Source organism: Testudinibacter sp. P17/SS/0325, from assembly GCF_053570765.1.
This window is the reverse complement of sequence record NZ_CM131635.1, coordinates 479,259-498,461: the sequence shown is the minus strand read 5'-3', so window position 1 is coordinate 498,461 and position 19,203 is coordinate 479,259. Positions and strand designations below refer to the sequence as shown.

At 47.8% G+C, this 19,203-nt stretch carries 25 protein-coding genes and 1 riboswitch; of the genes, 12 read left to right on the top strand and 13 right to left on the bottom strand.

Annotated features, from left to right (window positions below):
* Positions 1-10 precede the first annotated feature (10 nt).
* The 12 genes from dtd to lepA all read right to left on the bottom strand — a co-directional run bounded on the left by dtd (position 11) and on the right by lepA (position 10,709).
* Positions 11-445 carry a D-aminoacyl-tRNA deacylase gene (gene dtd / locus ACWA50_RS02500; protein ID WP_431053752.1) on the bottom strand — a complete coding sequence of 145 codons (435 nt, stop codon included), beginning with the start codon at positions 443-445 and terminating at the stop codon, positions 11-13.
* Complete coding sequence (locus ACWA50_RS02495; RefSeq protein ID WP_431053751.1) at positions 442-1,413, bottom strand: virulence factor BrkB family protein; 972 nt, start codon at positions 1,411-1,413, stop codon at positions 442-444. The genes dtd and ACWA50_RS02495 overlap by 4 nt, the downstream gene beginning before the upstream one ends.
* Positions 1,414-1,428: 15 nt before the next feature.
* Positions 1,429-1,989: an anthranilate synthase component II gene (locus ACWA50_RS02490; protein WP_431053750.1), complete on the bottom strand. Its 561-nt coding sequence runs from the start codon at positions 1,987-1,989 to the stop codon at positions 1,429-1,431.
* Between the two features lie 18 nt (positions 1,990-2,007).
* Positions 2,008-3,267, bottom strand: a complete 1,260-nt coding sequence (locus ACWA50_RS02485; protein ID WP_431053749.1) for a type II toxin-antitoxin system HipA family toxin — start codon at positions 3,265-3,267, stop codon at positions 2,008-2,010.
* A complete protein-coding gene (locus ACWA50_RS02480; protein ID WP_431053748.1) occupies positions 3,264-3,593 on the bottom strand; it encodes a helix-turn-helix domain-containing protein in 330 nt (109 codons plus the stop codon). The genes ACWA50_RS02485 and ACWA50_RS02480 overlap by 4 nt, the downstream gene beginning before the upstream one ends.
* 132 nt (positions 3,594-3,725) lie before the next feature.
* Entirely contained in the window at positions 3,726-4,358 is a 633-nt protein-coding gene (locus tag ACWA50_RS02475) for a 7-carboxy-7-deazaguanine synthase QueE (protein WP_431053747.1), read from the bottom strand.
* On the bottom strand, positions 4,358-4,783 hold the full coding sequence (queD, locus tag ACWA50_RS02470) for a 6-carboxytetrahydropterin synthase QueD (RefSeq protein ID WP_431053746.1): 426 nt from the start codon (positions 4,781-4,783) through the stop codon (positions 4,358-4,360). The genes ACWA50_RS02475 and queD overlap by 1 nt, the downstream gene beginning before the upstream one ends.
* Positions 4,776-5,435, bottom strand: coding sequence for a 7-cyano-7-deazaguanine synthase QueC (gene queC, locus ACWA50_RS02465; protein WP_431053745.1), 660 nt, complete (start codon positions 5,433-5,435; stop codon positions 4,776-4,778). The genes queD and queC overlap by 8 nt, the downstream gene beginning before the upstream one ends.
* 3 nt (positions 5,436-5,438) lie before the next feature.
* Positions 5,439-5,483: riboswitch (PreQ1 riboswitch) on the bottom strand.
* An 801-nt stretch (positions 5,484-6,284) separates the two neighbouring features.
* The gene (gene era, locus ACWA50_RS02460; RefSeq protein WP_431053744.1) at positions 6,285-7,232 is read right to left on the bottom strand and encodes a GTPase Era; all 948 of its coding nucleotides are present in this window, start codon (positions 7,230-7,232) and stop codon (positions 6,285-6,287) included.
* A 7-nt stretch (positions 7,233-7,239) separates the two neighbouring features.
* Complete coding sequence (gene rnc, locus ACWA50_RS02455; RefSeq protein ID WP_431054274.1) at positions 7,240-7,917, bottom strand: ribonuclease III; 678 nt, start codon at positions 7,915-7,917, stop codon at positions 7,240-7,242.
* Positions 7,918-7,928: 11 nt separating this feature from the next.
* Positions 7,929-8,903, bottom strand: coding sequence for a signal peptidase I (lepB, locus tag ACWA50_RS02450; RefSeq protein WP_431053743.1), 975 nt, complete (start codon positions 8,901-8,903; stop codon positions 7,929-7,931).
* A 9-nt stretch (positions 8,904-8,912) separates the two neighbouring features.
* Positions 8,913-10,709, bottom strand: coding sequence for a translation elongation factor 4 (lepA, locus tag ACWA50_RS02445; protein WP_431053742.1), 1,797 nt, complete (start codon positions 10,707-10,709; stop codon positions 8,913-8,915).
* 169 nt (positions 10,710-10,878) lie between these two features.
* On the opposite strand from lepA, the gene grxB reads away from it, so the two are divergent.
* A complete protein-coding gene (gene grxB / locus ACWA50_RS02440) occupies positions 10,879-11,526 on the top strand; it encodes a glutaredoxin 2 (RefSeq protein WP_431053741.1) in 648 nt (215 codons plus the stop codon).
* A gap of 44 nt (positions 11,527-11,570) precedes the next feature.
* Here grxB and speC read toward each other — a convergent pair whose 3' ends face one another.
* On the bottom strand, positions 11,571-13,718 hold the full coding sequence (speC, locus tag ACWA50_RS02435; protein WP_431053740.1) for an ornithine decarboxylase: 2,148 nt from the start codon (positions 13,716-13,718) through the stop codon (positions 11,571-11,573).
* Between the two features lie 406 nt (positions 13,719-14,124).
* On the opposite strand from speC, the gene rpsJ reads away from it, so the two are divergent.
* The 11 genes from rpsJ to rpsQ are packed head-to-tail and all read left to right on the top strand — an operon-like array spanning position 14,125 to position 19,084.
* Entirely contained in the window at positions 14,125-14,436 is a 312-nt protein-coding gene (gene rpsJ, locus ACWA50_RS02430) for a 30S ribosomal protein S10 (protein WP_001181005.1), read from the top strand.
* A gap of 28 nt (positions 14,437-14,464) precedes the next feature.
* Positions 14,465-15,097, top strand: a complete 633-nt coding sequence (gene rplC / locus ACWA50_RS02425; protein WP_431053739.1) for a 50S ribosomal protein L3 — start codon at positions 14,465-14,467, stop codon at positions 15,095-15,097.
* Between the two features lie 15 nt (positions 15,098-15,112).
* Positions 15,113-15,718, top strand: a complete 606-nt coding sequence (gene rplD, locus ACWA50_RS02420; protein ID WP_431053738.1) for a 50S ribosomal protein L4 — start codon at positions 15,113-15,115, stop codon at positions 15,716-15,718.
* The gene (gene rplW / locus ACWA50_RS02415) at positions 15,715-16,017 is read left to right on the top strand and encodes a 50S ribosomal protein L23 (protein ID WP_431053737.1); all 303 of its coding nucleotides are present in this window, start codon (positions 15,715-15,717) and stop codon (positions 16,015-16,017) included. Before rplD ends, rplW begins: the two co-directional genes overlap by 4 nt.
* An 18-nt stretch (positions 16,018-16,035) precedes the next feature.
* Positions 16,036-16,857, top strand: a complete 822-nt coding sequence (gene rplB / locus ACWA50_RS02410) for a 50S ribosomal protein L2 (protein WP_431053736.1) — start codon at positions 16,036-16,038, stop codon at positions 16,855-16,857.
* A 25-nt stretch (positions 16,858-16,882) separates the two neighbouring features.
* Complete coding sequence (gene rpsS / locus ACWA50_RS02405; RefSeq protein ID WP_034615154.1) at positions 16,883-17,155, top strand: 30S ribosomal protein S19; 273 nt, start codon at positions 16,883-16,885, stop codon at positions 17,153-17,155.
* Between the two features lie 15 nt (positions 17,156-17,170).
* Positions 17,171-17,503, top strand: a complete 333-nt coding sequence (rplV, locus tag ACWA50_RS02400) for a 50S ribosomal protein L22 (RefSeq protein WP_034615150.1) — start codon at positions 17,171-17,173, stop codon at positions 17,501-17,503.
* Positions 17,504-17,513: 10 nt separating this feature from the next.
* Entirely contained in the window at positions 17,514-18,215 is a 702-nt protein-coding gene (gene rpsC, locus ACWA50_RS02395) for a 30S ribosomal protein S3 (protein ID WP_431053735.1), read from the top strand.
* 13 nt (positions 18,216-18,228) lie between these two features.
* A complete protein-coding gene (rplP, locus tag ACWA50_RS02390) occupies positions 18,229-18,639 on the top strand; it encodes a 50S ribosomal protein L16 (protein WP_034615144.1) in 411 nt (136 codons plus the stop codon).
* Positions 18,639-18,830 carry a 50S ribosomal protein L29 gene (gene rpmC, locus ACWA50_RS02385; RefSeq protein ID WP_017805230.1) on the top strand — a complete coding sequence of 64 codons (192 nt, stop codon included), beginning with the start codon at positions 18,639-18,641 and terminating at the stop codon, positions 18,828-18,830. The genes rplP and rpmC overlap by 1 nt, the downstream gene beginning before the upstream one ends.
* Positions 18,830-19,084, top strand: coding sequence for a 30S ribosomal protein S17 (gene rpsQ / locus ACWA50_RS02380; protein WP_431053734.1), 255 nt, complete (start codon positions 18,830-18,832; stop codon positions 19,082-19,084). Before rpmC ends, rpsQ begins: the two co-directional genes overlap by 1 nt.
* Positions 19,085-19,203: the final 119 nt, after the last annotated feature.

Genomic DNA, 19,203 nt, shown 5'->3' with positions numbered 1-19,203 from the left:
CGTTCCTTATTTAGACCTGTAACCAAAAAGTTACCGGCCCGTCATTGGTTAAACTGACCTGCATATCGGCGGCGAAAATGCCGGTTGCAGTGCGGATCTGGGCGCGACATTGCTCGCTGAAATAAGCGTAGAGCTGTTCCGCCGATTGCGGCGCAGCGCCGTTGGAAAAGCTCGGGCGCAGGCCTTTGTGGGTGTCGGCCGCCAATGTAAACTGAGACACCACTAACACGCTGCCGTTCACTTGTTTGACGTTTAAATTCATTTTGCCGTTGTCATCGGCAAAGACGCGATAGGCTAGGACTTTCTCCAGTAACTTATCCGCTTTTGCCTGATCGTCTTCTTTTTCGACCCCGAGCAGCACCAATAAGCCATGCCCGATTTCACCGACAGTTTGATTTTCGACGGTGACGGCGGCACGGGTAACACGTTGAATTAACGCAATCATTTTTCATTTCCCGCTTGGGGCGCAGCGGTTTTTGCCACCGCAGTGCTTTGCGCTTTACCCAGTTCTATTCTTTTGACCAGACGTTGCAAGTCGCCATGAAATTTTTGTTGTTTCTGCTGGTACTCTTTGTGTAGATCCAAATCGCCTTTTTTCACCAAATGGAAATCTTCCAACACCGCAGTAAGTTGGGCGCCGAGCAGGACAAAGGTCCAACTGAGCTGAATCCACAACAACAAAATCGGCAGGGTTGCCAAAGCGCCGTAAATCAATTGGTAAGAAGGGAACATGGTCATATACCAAGTGAAAGCGCGTCTGCCGAGGGTAAAAAAGACCGCCGCGACCAATGCGCCAATCATGGCGTAACGCAGGTTGACTTTGGTATTCGGCACCACGGTATAAATCAGGGTGAATGCCAGCCAAGTCAGCACAAACGGCACTAGGCTAAGCAGTTTCGTCCCGAGCGGCAGCACGCTGCCATGACTGAAAAATTGGATTGAGAAAATATAAGAGCTGATGATCAGGCTGACGGCAAGAAATAGCGGCCCCAGGGTGAGAATCATCCAGTAGATCGCAAACGAAAACAACAAGGTGCGTGAATTGGTGTTCGGCCAAATATCATTTAGGGTGTGATCGATCGAAGAAATCAACATCAAGGCAACCACAATCAAGCCGATAATCCCGACGCCGCTCATTTTGGTTGAATTGGTGACAAATTCATTCAGATACTGTTGTAAAATACCGCCGGTTTCCGGGGCGAAATTATCAAAAATCAAATTTTGAATTTGCCCGCTCACTTCCTGAAACACCGGGAAAGCGGAAAAAACCGCCAAAACGACGATCATCAACGGCACCAGTGCCAACATGGTACTATAGGTCAGATAACCCGCCGCCATCGTCAGTTTGTTTTGATTAAAGCGGTGCCAAAACAGTTTTAAAAAAAGCAACGTCTGGGAAAAAAAGTGTGCCATTTGATTATCCTTTGCTTAGTCAGACAGCCAATTACGCAAAATCTGCTCGCCGTATTCGCTAATAAACGATTCGGGATGAAACTGCACCCCGTAAATCGGCAAAGTGCGGTGCTGCATTGCCATCAGCGTGCCGTCTTGGTCGACCGCCGTTGCCTGTAAGCAACTCGGCAGGCTGTCGTTTTTCACCGCCCAAGAGTGATACAGTCCTATCTTAAAGGATTGCGGCAGATTTTTAAACAGTAACGAATCCGCGGTTTGGCGCAAAACCGCACTTCGTCCGTGGCGGATCTGCGGCAGGTTATACAGCTCGCCGCCAAAAAACTGGCATAAGGTTTGGTGCCCCAAACACACGCCGAGAATGGATTTTTGCCGGTGATAACGTTGTAACATCGCAAACAACTGCGGATACGCCGACGGTACATCCGGACCGGGCGAAATCAACAGATGGCTAAATTGCGCCACCGCGTCTAAATCCACGTTTTCGGTATCACACACTTGCATTTCCACCTCAAGCCTGCGCAGCAGATCGACCAGATTGTAGGTGAAGGAATCGTGGTTGTTGATGATCAGTAGCATGGTTATCCTTATAACTTGTTAATCAAGCCGAAAATCAGGGTGTAGATTTTTCCAATGGCGTTGTAAAACAACCTTATGTTGCTCGTCCATCGGTAAATGAACCAATTGATTGCGCCATTGTTGCCGTGCCAGTTGCAAAACATCGCGTAAATGGACTTGAATTGCTTGCCACGGCGCGCCGATCCGCTTTGTCCACTGTTCAAAATGTGAAAAATTGAGTTGATACCAATTTTTTTCTTTCCCCAAATTCAACGCAATCTGTGCCTCTTGCGCAATATACGGCAGGGTGCAGACAATATCATACGCCGGTGCCAACCGCACTTGCCGTTCGGGATAAAACAAACTCCAATTTTTGATATGCGCATCGCCATTCGCCAACAAAATATTGACTAATAGACGGCGTGCCATTTGTTGTAATTCGGCTAAACCCTGTTCCGCATAGCGATAAATCACCGCACCGATTTGTTCATAATTGATTTTATTGTATTTATTATGCGGATACAGCTCGAAAATTTGCGCAAAGTCTTCACTGTGGATACGTTGCGGCTTATGCGCCAGTAAAGTGCGGTCAAAACGTTTGATTGCATAAGCATACTCTTCATTTTGTGCGAGCGCGATCTCGGGCAAGCCGTCTAAATCCGTGAGTGCAATTAATTGAATTTCAGGAATCACCACCCCGGCCAATTCGGCCAATTTCATCATACTGTATTCATTTTGCGGCACGGTACGACGTAGCGAAAACGGGGTTTTGATAATCCAATCATCTTCACCATGCAACTGATTTAGATAAAAACGCTTGTCCTGCTTGTGTCCGGAAAATTTCATCTGCACACCGGCAAGGGAAAATTTTTGTTGGTGCTGCGTTTGTAGTTCAATTTGTTCAGGTTGTTGTGTGCCGATTTTCGCCCATTGCGGCAATTCGTGGGTTAGCGGTGTCGCCACCAACGCACCGGGCAAGTTTTCACCTAATTGCGCAAGCAATGGAAATTCATTTTCAGGGGGAATTTTCAGACTTTGCGCAATCCAGTCACGCAAAATACCCTCGGGCAGCAGATTGGACAATAACGGCGTCATTCGATGGTGGTAGAGATGGCTCACATTGCTGGTAAAATAATCGGGACGAAGCCGTTGGGCAAGTGTGATCAGCGGTTGTTTTTCCGCTGGTAACAGTTGATATTCAGGGGCAAAAATCAGGCGGTTATGGTTACCAGCGTAATTGAGTAAAACACCGATTTGCGTTCCATGCAAGTGCAGGTTGAGGGCTTGTACTTTGCTCATGTTTCATCTCCCAATTCAGCTAAAAAAGCCGCTAATTTAGGTTCGGCAGCTTGGGTATGCTCAACGATCAGTTGTTGCAATGTCGTGCTGTCCAGTTTAGCGAGCTGCGCAAGTAAGCCGATTTTCTCTTTTTCTGCGATAAATAACTGCAAGTCGAAACCTTCTAAAATGCGCAGCAGTGTTGAGGCGCGCAGATCCTGACCGGCTTCAATCCGCTGATATTGTTGCTGGCTCATGCCGATTTTAAACAACATATCTTTCTGATTGATCCCGAGCTGTTCACGTCGCTGCTTTAAGACCGCACTTAGTTGATTTATGCTTTGCATATTATTTATGCCAAATAGTGAATGATTAATACTCAATTAGGTATTCGCTTTACTAAGCGATACCTAATTTGTACTATAGCATAAAACATTTTTTAAGTTGTAATTTTAATTTAAAACAACTTTTTTATTGTTTTATTCAATCCCTACCAGCTTATGCGTTTGTAAACTCAACTGCCACTTTGGGCGTTTGCCTGTCAGGGATTCAGGGCGTTGATTGAGTTCGCCCAGTTTGCGAATCGTATCCAGCAGGTTCATTTCGCCTTGTTGTTCGCAAGGGGAGAGATAATAGTGGCTTGCTTGAATTTGTCGTTCGATCTGTTCGCAAAACGGCAGGATTTCGCCGTCATTAACGATCCGCACTTCATCGGCAGAGGAGAGGCAACGTTGTTGGTATTTGTGCCGATACAGCAGTTTCGGGCTGGTGGCGATGTAGTCGATTTGCGGCGGAATCGGTTTTAAACCGTTAGTTTCGATTGCCAAAAAATAACCGTCGGTTTTCAGTTGATCGAGCAGTACGCTCAGTTTCGGCTGAATGGTCGGTTCACCACCGGTGATGATAATGTTAGTTGCCGAATATGACCGCACTTTTTGCAAAATCTGCGCCAAGCTCCAGCGTTCAAACTGGCTGTAGTTGGTGTCGCACCACGGGCAGGCAAGGTTGCATTTGCCGAAGCGGATAAAAATGCTTGGCATGCCGGTGTTGAACCCTTCCCCTTGCAGGCTTTCGAAGATTTCGACAATGTTGTAGTGGATTTCGCGCTTCATCAAACGTCCGTATATTCACAAAATGAGGTCGGTGTTTCCCATAGGCGGACGGCGGAAATCGGCAAACCGGCGTGTTGCAGGCGTTGAAAGATAAACTGTGACATCTGCTCGGCGGTGGTGCGGTAGGGCAGGGCGAACACTTTCGAATCCAATTCTTGCAACAACGCCGCCACCTTGCACTCTTTCGCGCTATTTTCATCAAAGATAAACGCATGATCCATCGGTTTGAGGATTAATTCGTCCACTACGTTTTTCAGATCACTGTAATCCATCACCATACCGCACTTTGCTTCATCGGTCAGCAGCGGCGCGCACAGTTCCACTTGCAGCTTATAGGTGTGTCCGTGCAGGTTTTTGCATTTGCCGTCGTGTCCGTCGAGCATGTGCGCCATATCGAAACTGAATTCTTTGCTGATTTTAAACATGGTTTGCCTCTTTTTCCGCCAGGTATTCATTCAACCCTTTTTCGCGCAATTTGCAGCTCGGGCACTCGTGGCAACCGCCTTCGATGCCGAGATAGCAGGTGTGGGTGTGTCGGCGGATATAGTCCAAACCGCCGAGCTGATCGGCTAATGCCCAAGTCTGTTTTTTGTCTAAATACATCAATGGTGTTTGGATATTGAAGTTGTAATCCATTGCCAGATTAAGGGTGACGTTCATCGATTTGACGAACACATCACGGCAGTCGGGGTAGCCGCTGAAATCGGTTTCGCATACGCCGGTGATGATATTGCGAATGCCCTGTCCTTTGGCGTAAATCGCGGCATAGAGTAAAAACAGGGCGTTGCGTCCATCGACAAAGGTATTCGGCATATCGTCGTTCTCTTCGATGACCGCACTTTGATCCATCAGCGCATTGGTGGTGATGGCTTTGATTACGCTGGTGTCGATCAGGGTTTGTTTCACGCCCAGATCCTGTGCGATCCATTGCGCTTTTTCCAGTTCAATCGCATGGCGTTGCCCGTATTGAAAGGTCACGGCTTCGACGTTTTCTTTGCCGTAGTGTTGAATTGCCTGTAGCAGGCAGGTGGTGGAATCTTGTCCGCCGGAGAAGATCACCAGTGCTTTTTGTTGCATCGCATTGTCCTAGTTTTTTTGCGTGGGAGGGTTACGAACCACGGTGGTTAAAGGGCAAGCATTTTACAGGATTTTAGCGGAGAAGCATACCGCACTTTGGTTTTTTCTCATTCATCTTAAAATCGCTATCGGGTTTCGCCGATGGAAACTTACTTTTTTATCACTATCGTTTTTTCGCCTCGCGGCGACCATACTTTTATACGCTACGCTCACCCTAATGAACTGCTTTTCTTCGCTTAGTGTGAACTTGCTTAACGGAAAATTTTTAATGCGCCCGCTACGCGGGCAAACTCGCTTCGCTCAAACAAAAAAATTTCCCTACAAATTTCACACATGCTCAGGCAGTTCACAAGGGAACCCAAAAACACGACGCAGAACACCAGATTTTAATTGCAACAGAAGTATTGTAAGGGAAGTGTAGGAGCGCATTGAATGCGCCCAGGATATAACGACTTAATTATAAATAAAAAAATCAAAGTGCGGTGCGGTTGGTTTTCAATTCCCCATCTGGAGTGCCTGAGCGTTTGCGTGAAGATTTCAAGGTCAATTTGTCGTGTCCGAAGCCTGCGTAGCAGGCAAGTTTACAAATTGACCGTAGAAATTAGCAAAGGCGAAGATTAGCACTACAATTGGGGTGTATTTTTTTGCTTACTTTTTTTGTACAAGCAAAAAAAGTAAGTCGCCATCGGCGAAACCCGATAGCTAACTTTTAGATAAATGAGAAAAAAGTACGGTCGCCGCGAGGCGAAATAGCGATAGTGATAAAAAAAGAAAATCGCCATCGGCGAACCCGATAGCGACTTTAAGATGAATGAGAAAAAACCAAAGTGCGGTTATAAAAAACAGCAATTATTCGTCCATATAACCCAAGCTCCGCAGTGCGCGTTCGTCGTCTGCCCAGCCGGATTTCACTTTCACCCACAGCTCTAAATGGACTTTGTTCTCAAACAGTTTCTCCATATCGGCGCGTGCTTCAATGCCAATGGTTTTGATTTTTTGCCCTTGATGGCCAATCACCATTTTTTTCTGCCCTTCGCGCTCGACCAAAATCAAACCGTTGATCTCATATGTGCCGCGCTCGTTGGTTTTAAATTGCTCGATTTCGACCGTAACCGAATACGGCAATTCCTCGCCCATAAAGCGCATTAATTTTTCCCGAATGATTTCCGAAGCCATAAAACGTTGCGAACGGTCGGTGATGTAATCTTCAGGGAAGTGATGAATACCCGGGCGTAACGTCTGTTGCACCAGTTTTTTCAGCTGATGGACATTGTTACCGCGCTGGGCGGAAATCGGCACGGTGGCTTTAAATTCAAACCGCTGATTCAACGCGGTGATAAACGGCAACATTTCGTCTTTGTCTTTCACGTTATCAATTTTGTTAATCACCAAAATCACCGGCGCTTTTGCCGCACGCAGTTTGTTCAGCACCATTTCGTCATCATCGGTCCAATGGGTGCCGTCCACCACGAAAAAAATCAGATCAACGTCGCCGATCGCGCTGCTGGCGGCTTTGTTCATCAGGCGGTTGATCGCGCGTTTTTCTTCGATGTGTAAGCCCGGCGTATCGACGTAAATCGCCTGATATGCGCCCTCGGTGTCGATACCGACAATGCGGTGGCGGGTGGTTTGCGCTTTGCGCGAGGTGATCGAAATTTTCTGTCCCAGCAGTTTATTCAGCAGGGTGGATTTGCCCACGTTCGGGCGGCCGACAATCGCGATAAAGCCGCAGTAGGTTTCGCCCGTCGTTTCGCTTGCGGCGGTTTGGTTTTGTAGGTCGGTGGTTATCTCTGTCATAGCATGCCTATTTGGTTAAATTAAGTTGTTGCAAAATGGCTTCTGCAGCGGCTTGTTCTGCCTTGCGCCGGCTTTGCCCCTGTCCGACCACGGTTTTATCCAGACTGCTGACCCGGCATTCGACTTTAAACAGTTGTTTGTGCGCCTCCCCTTGAATATCAATCACTTCATATTCCGGCAGCGGTTGGCGGTTGCCTTGCAGGTATTCCTGCAAGCGGGTTTTCGGGTCTTTTTGGTTGTCGCCCGGTTTAATCTCGGCGAGGAAGGTTTTATACCACGCGCGCACCACCGGCATAATCTTTTCCAGACCGCTGTCGAGGTACATTGCGCCGATAATCGCTTCCACGCCGTCGGATAAAATCGAATCACGGCGATAGCCGCCGCTCTTTAACTCGCCTTGCCCCAGGCGCAGATAGTTGCCCAATTCGAATTCGCGTGCCAAAATCGCCAGTGTTTTTTCACGCACCAAGGTGGCGCGCATACGGCTGAGATCGCCCTCATCGACTTTATCAAACTGCTTAAACAACGCTTCGCCAATGATAAAATTCAGAATCGAATCGCCTAAAAATTCCAAGCGCTCATTGTGTTTGCTATCGGCGCTACGGTGGGTCAGCGCCTGTTTCAACAACGTAAGATTGTTGAATTGATAGCCGATTTTGCCTTGTAATCTGTCCAGATGTTGTATCATGCCGCACCTTACTGAATTGAGGTGAACAGGCGTTCGGTGCGAATACCGCTCGGCCATTCATTGGCTTTTTTATCCAAGCTCAACCAAATCCAACTGGCTTTGCCGACCAAGGCTTTTTCCGGCACAAAGCCCCAAAAACGGCTATCATCGCTGTTATCGCGGTTGTCGCCCATCATAAAATATTCGCCTTCCGGCACAGTCCATTCGCCCGGCGGATTGCCCGGCTGTTTATAATATGCCGCATCCACATAAAAACGTACCGGATTGAGCAGAATTTGGTGGGTCACCGCACCTTTTTCGTTCATCTCGATTTGCGCATTGCCGTGATAGAAAAAGTCGGGGTTGGCTTTGGCATCGCTGTATTGATAGACTTCCGGCTCACACACCGCCGTACCGCACTTTGCCGGGGTGACGGTCAGCGCGCCGCTGGCTTGGTCATATTTGATATGATCGCCCGGTAAACCGACCACGCGTTTAATGTAATCCACCGTCGGTTGCGGTGGCGCTTTAAACACCACCACATCGCCGCGTTTTGGCTCGCCGACAGGGATTAAGGTATTTTGGAAAATCGGATCTTTCACGCCGTAAGCATATTTTTCCACAATCACGAAATCGCCGATCCGTAAACTCGGCTCCATTGAGCCGGACGGGATTTGGAACGGCTCGAACAGGAAAGAGCGCACCAACAGCACAATCGCCAACACCGGAAACAGCGAAGCGACAAACTCGCTGCCTTCGGAAATCGGCTCGACTTGGGCACGCTCTTCTTCGCTCAACGTTTTGCCGCTGCGTTGTTCCAAACGGGTGATTTGCCGTTGGCGTTTCGGCTCGACCGAAAAACGGTTATAACACCAGGTTGCACCGGCGATCAGGGTGAACACGATTAACAGAATGGAAAAAGTGTTCGGCAGTGCCAGATGATCCAGCACTTTCCATAATACATAGCCGCAGACTAACAGAATCGGCAGAAAAAATTTCGACATTCGCTTTCCTTATTTATCTTTGCCAACGTGTAAAATGGCTAAAAACGCCTCTTGCGGCACTTCCACATTGCCGAGGGACTTCATGCGTTTTTTACCCTCTTTTTGTTTCTGTAGCAGTTTTTTCTTACGGCTGACATCACCGCCGTAACACTTCGCCAACACGTTTTTACGCAACTGTTTCACCGTCGAACGGGCGATGATATGGTTGCCGATCGCCGCTTGAATCGCAATGTCAAATTGCTGACGCGGAATCAATTCTTTCATTTTTTCCACCAATTCGCGCCCGCGATACGGCGCATTGTCTTTATGTACGATTAACGCCAGCGCGTCGACCCGTTCGCCGTTAATCATAATATCCACCCGCACCATGTTTGCCGCTTGGAAACGCTTGAAGCTGTAATCCAACGAGGCATAACCGCGCGAGGTCGATTTCAGGCGGTCGAAGAAATCCAGCACCACTTCGCCCAACGGAATTTCATAAGTTAAAGCCACTTGGTTGCCGTGATAGACCATGTTGGTCTGCACGCCGCGCTTTTCGATACACAGCGTAATCACATTACCCAAATATTGCTGTGGCAACAGCATATTACATTCGGCAATCGGCTCGCGGATTTCGGCAATGTTGTTCAACGGCGGCAATTTTGCCGGGCTGTCAACGTGTTCAACCGTGCCGTCGGTCAGCTCCACTTCATACACAACCGTCGGCGCGGTGGTGATTAAATCCAGATCGTATTCCCGTTCCAACCGCTCTTGGATAATCTCCATATGCAGTAAGCCCAAGAAGCCACAGCGAAAACCGAAGCCAAGTGCGGTCGAGTTTTCCGGTTCGTAGAACAGCGAGGCGTCATTCAAGCTGAGTTTGCCCAGCGCGTCGCGGAACGCTTCGTAATCGTCGGAGCTGATCGGGAACAAACCGGCGTACACTTGCGGTTTGACTTTTTTAAAGCCCGGCAGCGGCAGTTCGGCGGATTTGTGTTGCAGGGTTAAGGTATCGCCGACCGGCGCACCCAAAATATCTTTGATACCGCACACAATCCAGCCCACTTCACCGCACTTCAGTTCGGTGGTATCGACCTGTTTCGGGGTGAAAATCCCCAAGCGATCCACGCCGTAGGAAATGCCGGTGCTCATCACTTTGATTTTGTCGTTTTTCTTCAATGTACCGTTTTTAATCCGCACCAACGACACCACGCCGAGATAGTTATCGAACCACGAGTCGATGATCAAGGCTTGCAACGGTGCGTTAGGATCGCCCTCAGGCGGTGGGATTTCTTTGACGATCACTTCCAGCACGTCTTCGATTCCCACGCCGGTTTTCGCCGAACAGCGCACCGCGTCGGCGGCTTCGATGCCGACGATATCTTCGATCTCTTCCGCCACGCGCTCCGGATCTGCCGCCGGTAAGTCGATTTTGTTTAAAATCGGCACAACATTCAGATCCATCTCAAGTGCGGTATAACAGTTCGCCAAGGTTTGCGCTTCCACGCCTTGCCCTGCGTCCACCACTAACAACGCGCCCTCACAGGCAGCAAGCGAACGTGATACTTCATAGGAAAAATCGACGTGGCCCGGGGTGTCGATAAAGTTCAATTGATAGGTTTCGCCGTCTTTGGCTTGATAGTTCAAGGTCACGCTTTGCGCTTTAATCGTGATCCCACGCTCACGCTCCAGATCCATTGAATCCAGAACCTGCTCCGCCATTTCGCGATCACTCAAGCCGCCGCAGGTTTGAATCAAACGGTCGGACAGGGTCGATTTGCCGTGGTCGATATGGGCGATAATGGAAAAGTTACGAATATTTTTCATCTAAAAAGGGTTCTCTATGCCAATTTTTATTTATCAGTTAATTGGCGGATTGTACCTGAATATTGGCTTGGGTGCTATAGACGTGATAGGCTAAACGCAAGGATTATTCGTCGAGCGGCGCAGATAGTCAAAGTGCGGTTCGGCATGGGGGAAACGAAAGGAGAACGCGATGAAACTGTTTATTTATCAGCATTGCCCGTTTTGTGTCAAAGCGGCGATGATTTTCGGCTTGAAGAACGTGGCGGTGGAAAAAGTGGTGTTGATGGAAGACGATATCGACACCCCGACACAAATGGTCGGGCGCAAAGTGGTGCCGATTCTGCAAAAAACCGACGGCAGTTTTATGCCGGAGAGTATGGATATTGTGTGCTATATCGATCAACTGGACGGCAAACCGCACTTGAGCGGCGCAACCAATCCAGCGATTAGCGACTGGTTAGAGACGGTGAAAAATCTGGTCTCGCCGTTGATTATCCCGCGCTTCACCCAAGCGCCGTTTGCTGAAATTGCAACGGAATCGGCGAGAGAACGCTATATCCAACGCATGACAAACTGGGTCGGCGATCTGGGGCAACTGCTTGCCGACACGCCGTTATATTTACAACAACTGCAACCGCACTTGCAAACATTAGCCACCTTGATTCAAAGCGAAAGTGCGGTCAACGGCGAGTTATCGGAAGATGATATTCACCTGTTCCCAACCTTGCGTTCCTTAACCGTTGTTAAGGATTTGGTGCTGCCGCAAAAAGTGCGGGCTTATGTGGAAACCATGGCGAAACAGAGTCAGGTGGAGTTGTTGGATAGCATGGCGGTTTAATGGGAAAGTGCGGTTAAACCGCACTTTGCCTTTAACCGATTGAACTATTGTTTCAACACATACGCCGAGGCGCGTTTGTGACCGAATTCGTCGGCTTCCAGATACACGCCTTGGATTTCCGGTTCGAAGCCCGGCAGCTCGTTGATACCTTGTTCCAGCGCTAAGAAGTAATCCAACACGGCACCGTCCCACACTTCGCCCGGGACGATACACAACACGCCCGGCGGGTATGGCAATGCGCCTTCGGCGGCGGTGCGCCCGCGAATTTCAGACAGCGGCACCAATTCCACTTGGTTGCGGATAAAGGCGTTGTGGCATTCGTCAGGGGTGATGTGCATTTTCGGCCAAGCGTCACGCAGGAACATTTGCTGTTGCAGTTCGTTTAAGCGGTGTTTGGCGTAGAAATCGTGCAGTTTTTGGCACAGATCTTTAATCCGCATTTTGCCGTATTGCGGATAGGCTTTTGCCAAGGTCGGCAGCATATCGATCACCGGCGTGTTGTCTTGAATATGCTCTTCAAAACGGGCGATATTGGCGACCAAATGTTGGAATTTCGCCATGGTTTCCGCCGGGGTTAATAAGAACAAAATCGAGTTCAAGTCGGCTTTTTCCGGAATCACCGAACGTTCGCGCAGGAAATGCGCCAAAATCGTTGCCGGGATACCGAACTCTTCATATTCGCCGGTTTCCATATTGATCCCCGGCGTGGTGAGTAACAATTTGCACGGGTCGATAAAATACTGCTCTTCGGCATAACCGTCGAAATCGTGCCAGCGTGCGTCTTTGGCGAATTGGAAGAAGCGGATATTGTTGGCAATATCTTCGGTTTTATGGTTTTCCCATGATTTGCCGTCCACCATCGGCGGCACGAACGGACGAATCAATTTACAGGTTTTCAGCAACATTTTGCGCACTTCCACGCTGCTGAGCACGCATTCCTGCCACATCCGTTTTCCGGCTTTGCCGGCGTGCATTTTGGCATTGACATCGAGCGAGGCGAACAGCGGATAGAACGGGCTGGTCGAGGCGTGCATCATAAAGGCGTTGTTGAACCGTTTATGGTTGCAATACCGCGTTTGCAGGCGGATATGGTTGTCTTTTTTATGGATTTGCGAAGCCTGCGAAAAACCGGCTTGCTGTTTATGCACCGATTGGGTCACCAAAATGCCCGGGTCGTTTTCGTTCAGTTCTAATAATAGCGGCGAACAATCACGCATCATCGGAATAAATTGTTCGTAACCGACCCACGCCGAGTCAAACAGAATGTAATCGCACAGATGTCCGATACGATCAACCACTTGGCGCGCGTTATAAATCGTGCCGTCGTAAGTGCCTAACTGAATTACCGCTAAACGGAACGGACGTTTGTCGTTGGCACGTTCCGGCGCGACTTTGGCGATTTGCGCGCGGATATCGGCTTCTTCAAAACAGTGTGACGGAATGCCGCCGATAAAGCCGTAGGCGTTGCGGGTGGTTTCCATATACACCGGTGTTGCGCCGCTGATGGTCAATGCGCCTTGGTGCACCGATTTATGGTTGTTGCGGTCAAACAGCACCAAATCGCCTTTCGTGACTAGTGCGCCGATTGCCACTTTGTTGGCGGACGAGGTACCGTTGAGGACGAAATAGGTTTTGTCGGCGTTAAACACCCGTGCCGCATGGGCTTGCGCTTGGAAAGCCGGGCCTTCGTGGATCAGCAAATCGCCCAAACGCACATCGGCATTACAGGAATCGGCGCGGAACAGGGTTTCGCCGAAATAGAGATAGAAGCGGCGACCGGACGGGTGTTTGCGGAAAAATTGTCCGCCTTGGTGTCCCGGACAGTCAAAGGCGGCGTTGCCGTAGTCGGTGTATTCTTTCAAGGCTTGGAAAAACGGCGGGTCAAGGGTGTCGATATAATCGGCGGCGGCGGCGTTGATCAACTGCCCGTTGTAGTATTTTTGGTCTTCCGCCAGCTCGATCACGCCGTACAGCTCGGTCAGCCACTTGTCCGGCACGGTTTCGCCGTATTCAATCGCGGCGAAAATCGGAATGGCAAACCCCAAACGTTCCAGCTCTTCCCACACTTCGGGCAGATCGTTAATCGTGGTTACCACGGCACAGACATTGGTGAAATCGGTCATATCAATGTCCATAATTTTGTAGTCAGACAAAAAGGCGAATTCTGTGCCTTGACTGGCGGCAATTTTCATCGGCGTTTTCCTATCGGCAGACGAGTAATAAAAAGTGAAAAGTGCGGTGCTTTTCGTATCAATTTTGCAACGGCAAAACCCGCGCAAACGATAACAAATTTAGTCGGGGAGGGAAAGCCTGCAACGTGAAAAAAGCGGCAAAGTGCGGTATAAGAAATAATCAAATTATTTTACGGAAAGTGCTTGCAATCTGTGCGCTGATTCTATAGAATCTGCGGACTTTCGTAAGAGAGTCGTTTGGTGTAATCATTTATCAAACGAGTGACAGCCTGAGGTTGTTGCTGACAATGTTCCCGATAGGGGAGCTAAAATAGGCTTAATCGCACTTCATTTTCACGTTTATGCAGTAGGGAAATTGAGGTGTCGGTTTTTTGTTATCTAATTTTTAGAATGGAGCTCTGGTCTCATGCAGAACCAAAGAATCCGTATCCGTTTGAAAGCGTTTGATCATCGTTTGATCGATCAATCCACTGCGGAAATCGTAGAAACAGCTAAGCGCACAGGTGCTCAAGTTCGTGGTCCAATTCCATTACCGACCCGTAAAGAGCGTTTCACCGTATTGATTTCTCCGCACGTCAACAAAGACGCGCGTGACCAATACGAGATTCGTACTCATAAACGTTTGGTCGATATCGTTGAACCAACGGAGAAAACTGTTGACGCGCTTATGCGTTTAGATCTGGCTGCCGGCGTTGACGTGCAGATCAGCCTAGGTTAATTAGGGAATTATTTAAGAGGTTAATACAATGATTGGTTTAATCGGTCGTAAAGTTGGTATGACTCGCGTCTTCACAGAAGCCGGTGTGTCTATTCCAGTTACCGTAATCGAAATCGAAGCCAACCGTGTGACTCAAGTGAAAACCCTTGAAACAGATGGCTATTCTGCAGTTCAGGTTACTACTGGCTCTAAAAAAGCAAGTCGTGTAACTAAGCCAGAAGCAGGTCATTTCGTTAAAGCAGGTGTTGAAGCTGGTCGCGGTTTATGGGAATTCCGTACCGAAGGTGAAGAGTTCGCTTTGGGGCAGGAAATTAATGTTGATGTCTTCGCAGACGTTAAAAAAGTTGACGTAACAGGTACTTCTAAAGGTAAAGGTTTCGCCGGTACAGTAAAACGCTGGAACTTCCGTACTCAAGATGCTACCCACGGTAACTCTTTGTCTCACCGTGTTCCGGGATCTATTGGTCAAAACCAAACTCCGGGCCGTGTATTCAAAGGTAAAAAAATGGCAGGTCACTTAGGTGCTGAGCGTGTAACCGTTCAATCCCTGGAAGTGGTTCGCGTTGATGCTGAACGTAAATTATTATTGGTCAAAGGTGCCGTTCCAGGCGCGACCGGTAGTGATTTAATTGTTAAACCCGCTGTTAAAGCTAAAGCATAAGTCTAGGAGATAGGAATGGAATTAGTAACTAAAGATGCACAAAGTGCATTGACTGTTTCTGAAACTACCTTCGGACGTGAGTTTAACGAAGCGTTGGTACACCAAGTTGTTGTTGCTTATGCAGCAGGTGCTCGCCAAGGTACTCGTGCACAAAAAACTCGTGCTGAAGTAGCAGGTTCAGGCAAAAAACCATGGCGTCAAAAAGGTACGGGCCGTGCGCGTTCCGGTAACGTGAAAAGCCCTATCTGGCGTTCAGGTGGTGTGACATTTGCGGCTAAGCCACAAGATCACAGCCAAAAAGTGAACAAAAAAATGTATCGCGGTGCAATTAAGAGCATTCTTTCCGAATTGGTTCGTCAAGATCGTTTGATCGTGGTTGAAAAATTCGAAGTTGCCGCCCCGAAAACAAAAGTGTTGGTTCAAAAATTAAAAGAGATGGCACTGGAAGATGTGCTGATCATTACAGCGGCTTTAGATGAAAATCTCTTCTTGGCTGCACGCAACCTTTACAAAGTAGATGTGCGTGACGTTCAAGCGATTGATCCGGTAAGTCTGATTGCTTTCGAGAAAGTCGTTGTTACCGCTGAAGCTGTTAAGCAAATTGAGGAGATGTTAGCATGATTCTAGAAGAACGTTTGCTGAAAGTGCTGAAAGCACCTCACGTCTCTGAAAAAGCGACTAATAACGCTGAACAGTCAAATACGATTGTTTTCAAAGTAGCGAAAGACGCAAACAAAGTGGAAATTGCCAACGCAGTTGAAAACTTGTTTGAAGTGAAAGTCGATTCTGTCCGTACAGTGGTTGTTAAAGGTAAAACCAAACGTCACGGTGCGAAAACAGGTCGTCGTAGCGACTGGAAAAAAGCGTATGTAACCTTGCAAGAAGGCCAAAATTTGGACTTTCTTGACAGTGCAGAGTAATCAGAGGAGTAGAAAATAATGGCTATCGTTAAATGTAAGCCGACCTCCGCTGGTCGTCGTCACGTAGTTAAAATCGTTAACCCTGATCTACATAAGGGTAAACCTTATGCGCCACTTTTAGATACCAAATCTAAAACCGGTGGTCGTAACAACTTCGGACGTATCACTACCCGTCATATCGGTGGTGGTCACAAACAACATTACCGTATCGTGGACTTCAAACGTAACAAGTTAGATGTACCTGCGGTTGTTGAGCGTCTGGAATATGATCCGAATCGTTCTGCAAACATCGCATTGGTGTTATATAAAGACGGTGAACGCCGTTATATCTTAGCACCGAAAGGTTTGTCAGCAGGCGATCAAATCCAAGCGGGAACCCAAGCGCCAATTAAAGTGGGCAACGCATTACCAATGCGTAATATTCCGGTTGGTACAACTGTGCATAACGTAGAATTAAAACCGGGCAAAGGCGGTCAAATCGCCCGTTCTGCCGGTGCGTATGTGCAAATCATTGCTCGTGAAGGTAACTATGTAACTCTGCGTCTTCGTTCAGGCGAAATGCGTAAAGTGTTATCTGAATGTCAGGCAACTATCGGTGAAGTCGGAAACTCCGAGCACATGCTGCGCGTACTGGGTAAAGCCGGTGCGAACCGCTGGCGTGGTGTTCGCCCAACCGTTCGCGGTACGGCGATGAACCCGGTAGATCACCCTCATGGTGGTGGTGAAGGTCGTAACTTTGGTAAACACCCGGTAACACCTTGGGGCGTTCAAACCAAAGGTAAGAAAACTCGCCACAACAAACGTACTGATAAATATATCGTACGTCGCCGTGGTAAATAATTTTAATTAATAAAGAGGATAAGCCATGCCACGTTCTCTCAAGAAGGGTCCATTTATTGACCTACACTTGCTGAAGAAGGTAGAGAAAGCGGTGGAAAGCGGGGATAAAAAACCAATTAAAACTTGGTCCCGTCGTTCAATGATCATTCCATCAATGATCGGATTGACCATCGCCGTCCATAATGGTCGTCAGCACGTTCCTGTTTTTGTGTCCGATGAAATGATCGGCCACAAATTGGGTGAATTTGCCCCGACTCGTACTTACCGCGGTCATGCCGCTGATAAGAAAGCTAAGTAAGGAAGGAAGTAAAAGATGGAAACTATTGCAAAACATCGTTTCGCTCGCACTTCAGCTCAAAAAGCTCGCTTAGTTGCTGATTTAATTCGCGGTAAAAATGTTGCTCAAGCTCTGGAAATTTTGACTTTCACTAACAAAAAAGCTGCGGCTTTAGTGAAAAAAGTTTTAGAGTCTGCAATTGCGAACGCAGAGCACAATGACGGTGCAGATATCGATGATCTTAAAGTTGCTAAAATCTTCGTTGACGAAGGTCCAAGCATGAAGCGTGTGATGCCACGCGCTAAAGGTCGCGCAGATCGTATTTTAAAACGTACAAGCCACATCACTGTGGTTGTGTCTGACAAGTAGGAGAATAACAATGGGTCAAAAAGTACATCCTAATGGTATTCGCCTAGGAATTGTTAAACCTTGGAGTTCAACCTGGTTTGCGAATACAAAAGATTTCGCTGACAACTTGGAAGGCGATTTCAAAGTACGTAAATTCTTGAACAAAGAATTAGCTAACGCTTCTGTTGCCCGTATCGACATCGAGCGTCCGGCGAAGAGCATTCGTGTGACCATTCACACCGCTCGTCCGGGTATCGTTATCGGTAAAAAAGGCGAAGATGTTGAAAAATTGCGTAACAAACTGGCTGAAATCACTGGTGTGCCTGCGCAAATCAACATCACCGAAGTGAAAAAACCCGAACTGGATGCGCGTTTAGTCGCCGAAAGCATTGCTTCACAATTAGAGCGCCGTGTTATGTTCCGTCGTGCAATGAAAAAAGCCGTACAGAACGCAATGCGCTTAGGTGCTCAAGGGATCAAAGTTGAAGTAAGCGGTCGTTTGGGTGGTGCAGAGATTGCACGTTCTGAATGGTATCGTGAAGGTCGCGTGCCTTTGCATACATTACGTGCAGACATCGATTATAACACAGCGGAAGCTCATACCACTTACGGCGTTATCGGCGTAAAAGTATGGATTTTCAAAGGTGAGATTCTTGGTGGAATGGCTGCAGTTATGCAATCAGAACAACAACCTGAAGCGCAGCCGAAAAAAGCGCGCAAAGGTCGTAAGTAAGGAGATTGAATAAATGTTGCAACCAAAACGTACAAAATTCCGTAAAGTCCACAAAGGTCGTAACCGTGGCTTAGCGGCAGGTACCGACGTCAGTTTCGGTACATTCGGTCTGAAAGCAGTTGGTCGTGGTCGTTTGACCGCACGTCAAATCGAAGCGGCTCGCCGTGCGATGACCCGTGCTGTTAAACGTCAGGGTAAAATCTGGATTCGTGTATTCCCGGATAAACCAATTACTGAAAAACCATTGGAAGTCCGTATGGGTAAAGGTAAAGGTAACGTTGAGTACTGGGTAGCCTTAATCCAACCGGGTAAAGTGCTATATGAAATGGACGGTGTGTCTGAAGAAATCGCAAGAGAAGCCTTTGCATTAGCAGCGGCGAAATTGCCAATCAAGACCACATTCGTAACTAAAACGGTGATGTAATGAAAGCTCAAGAACTACGTACAAAAACTGTTGAAGAGCTGAATGCTGAATTGGTTAACTTGTTAGGTGAGCAATTCAAATTGCGTATGCAAGCAGCCACCGGTCAGCTTCAACAAACCCATCAGTTAAAACAAGTGCGCCGTAGTATTGCGCAAGTTAAAACTGTTCTAACCGAAAAGGCGGGTGAGTAATGACTGATAAAATTCGTACAGTGCAAGGTCGTGTTGTCAGTGACAAGATGGATAAATCTTTCACTATCGCAATCGAACGTATGGTTAAACATCCGCTTTATGGGAAGTTTATCCGTCGTACCACCAAATTGCACGTCCACGACGAAGCTAACGACGCTAACGTTGGTGATTTAGTAGAAATTCGCGAATGTCGCCCAATTTCTAAAACCAAATCATGGACTTTAGTTCGTGTGATTGAAAAAGCAGTAATCTAATTATTGTTTTGAATCCAAAATAGAAAACCGCACTTTCAAAGTGCGGTTTTTTATTGCCGTTTCTCCTGCCGCATAAGCCGATAAATCTTGGCGATAACACGAAAATCCAGTTGCTTTCC

Bases quoted from the DNA above. Each gene is read 5' to 3' on its own strand.
- dtd (WP_431053752.1), bottom strand. From the start codon at position 445: ATGATTGCGTTAATTCAACGTGTTACCCGTGCCGCCGTCACCGTCGAA.
- ACWA50_RS02495 (WP_431053751.1), bottom strand. From the start codon at position 1,413: ATGGCACACTTTTTTTCCCAGACGTTGCTTTTTTTAAAACTGTTTTGG.
- ACWA50_RS02490 (WP_431053750.1), bottom strand. From the start codon at position 1,989: ATGCTACTGATCATCAACAACCACGATTCCTTCACCTACAATCTGGTC.
- ACWA50_RS02485 (WP_431053749.1), bottom strand. From the start codon at position 3,267: ATGAGCAAAGTACAAGCCCTCAACCTGCACTTGCATGGAACGCAAATC.
- ACWA50_RS02480 (WP_431053748.1), bottom strand. From the start codon at position 3,593: ATGCAAAGCATAAATCAACTAAGTGCGGTCTTAAAGCAGCGACGTGAA.
- ACWA50_RS02475 (WP_431053747.1), bottom strand. From the start codon at position 4,358: ATGAAGCGCGAAATCCACTACAACATTGTCGAAATCTTCGAAAGCCTG.
- queD (WP_431053746.1), bottom strand. From the start codon at position 4,783: ATGTTTAAAATCAGCAAAGAATTCAGTTTCGATATGGCGCACATGCTC.
- queC (WP_431053745.1), bottom strand. From the start codon at position 5,435: ATGCAACAAAAAGCACTGGTGATCTTCTCCGGCGGACAAGATTCCACC.
- era (WP_431053744.1), bottom strand. From the start codon at position 7,232: ATGACAGAGATAACCACCGACCTACAAAACCAAACCGCCGCAAGCGAA.
- lepB (WP_431053743.1), bottom strand. From the start codon at position 8,903: ATGTCGAAATTTTTTCTGCCGATTCTGTTAGTCTGCGGCTATGTATTA.
- lepA (WP_431053742.1), bottom strand. From the start codon at position 10,709: ATGAAAAATATTCGTAACTTTTCCATTATCGCCCATATCGACCACGGC.
- grxB (WP_431053741.1), top strand. From the start codon at position 10,879: ATGAAACTGTTTATTTATCAGCATTGCCCGTTTTGTGTCAAAGCGGCG.
- speC (WP_431053740.1), bottom strand. From the start codon at position 13,718: ATGAAAATTGCCGCCAGTCAAGGCACAGAATTCGCCTTTTTGTCTGAC.
- rpsJ (WP_001181005.1), top strand. From the start codon at position 14,125: ATGCAGAACCAAAGAATCCGTATCCGTTTGAAAGCGTTTGATCATCGT.
- rplC (WP_431053739.1), top strand. From the start codon at position 14,465: ATGATTGGTTTAATCGGTCGTAAAGTTGGTATGACTCGCGTCTTCACA.
- rplD (WP_431053738.1), top strand. From the start codon at position 15,113: ATGGAATTAGTAACTAAAGATGCACAAAGTGCATTGACTGTTTCTGAA.
- rplW (WP_431053737.1), top strand. From the start codon at position 15,715: ATGATTCTAGAAGAACGTTTGCTGAAAGTGCTGAAAGCACCTCACGTC.
- rplB (WP_431053736.1), top strand. From the start codon at position 16,036: ATGGCTATCGTTAAATGTAAGCCGACCTCCGCTGGTCGTCGTCACGTA.
- rpsS (WP_034615154.1), top strand. From the start codon at position 16,883: ATGCCACGTTCTCTCAAGAAGGGTCCATTTATTGACCTACACTTGCTG.
- rplV (WP_034615150.1), top strand. From the start codon at position 17,171: ATGGAAACTATTGCAAAACATCGTTTCGCTCGCACTTCAGCTCAAAAA.
- rpsC (WP_431053735.1), top strand. From the start codon at position 17,514: ATGGGTCAAAAAGTACATCCTAATGGTATTCGCCTAGGAATTGTTAAA.
- rplP (WP_034615144.1), top strand. From the start codon at position 18,229: ATGTTGCAACCAAAACGTACAAAATTCCGTAAAGTCCACAAAGGTCGT.
- rpmC (WP_017805230.1), top strand. From the start codon at position 18,639: ATGAAAGCTCAAGAACTACGTACAAAAACTGTTGAAGAGCTGAATGCT.
- rpsQ (WP_431053734.1), top strand. From the start codon at position 18,830: ATGACTGATAAAATTCGTACAGTGCAAGGTCGTGTTGTCAGTGACAAG.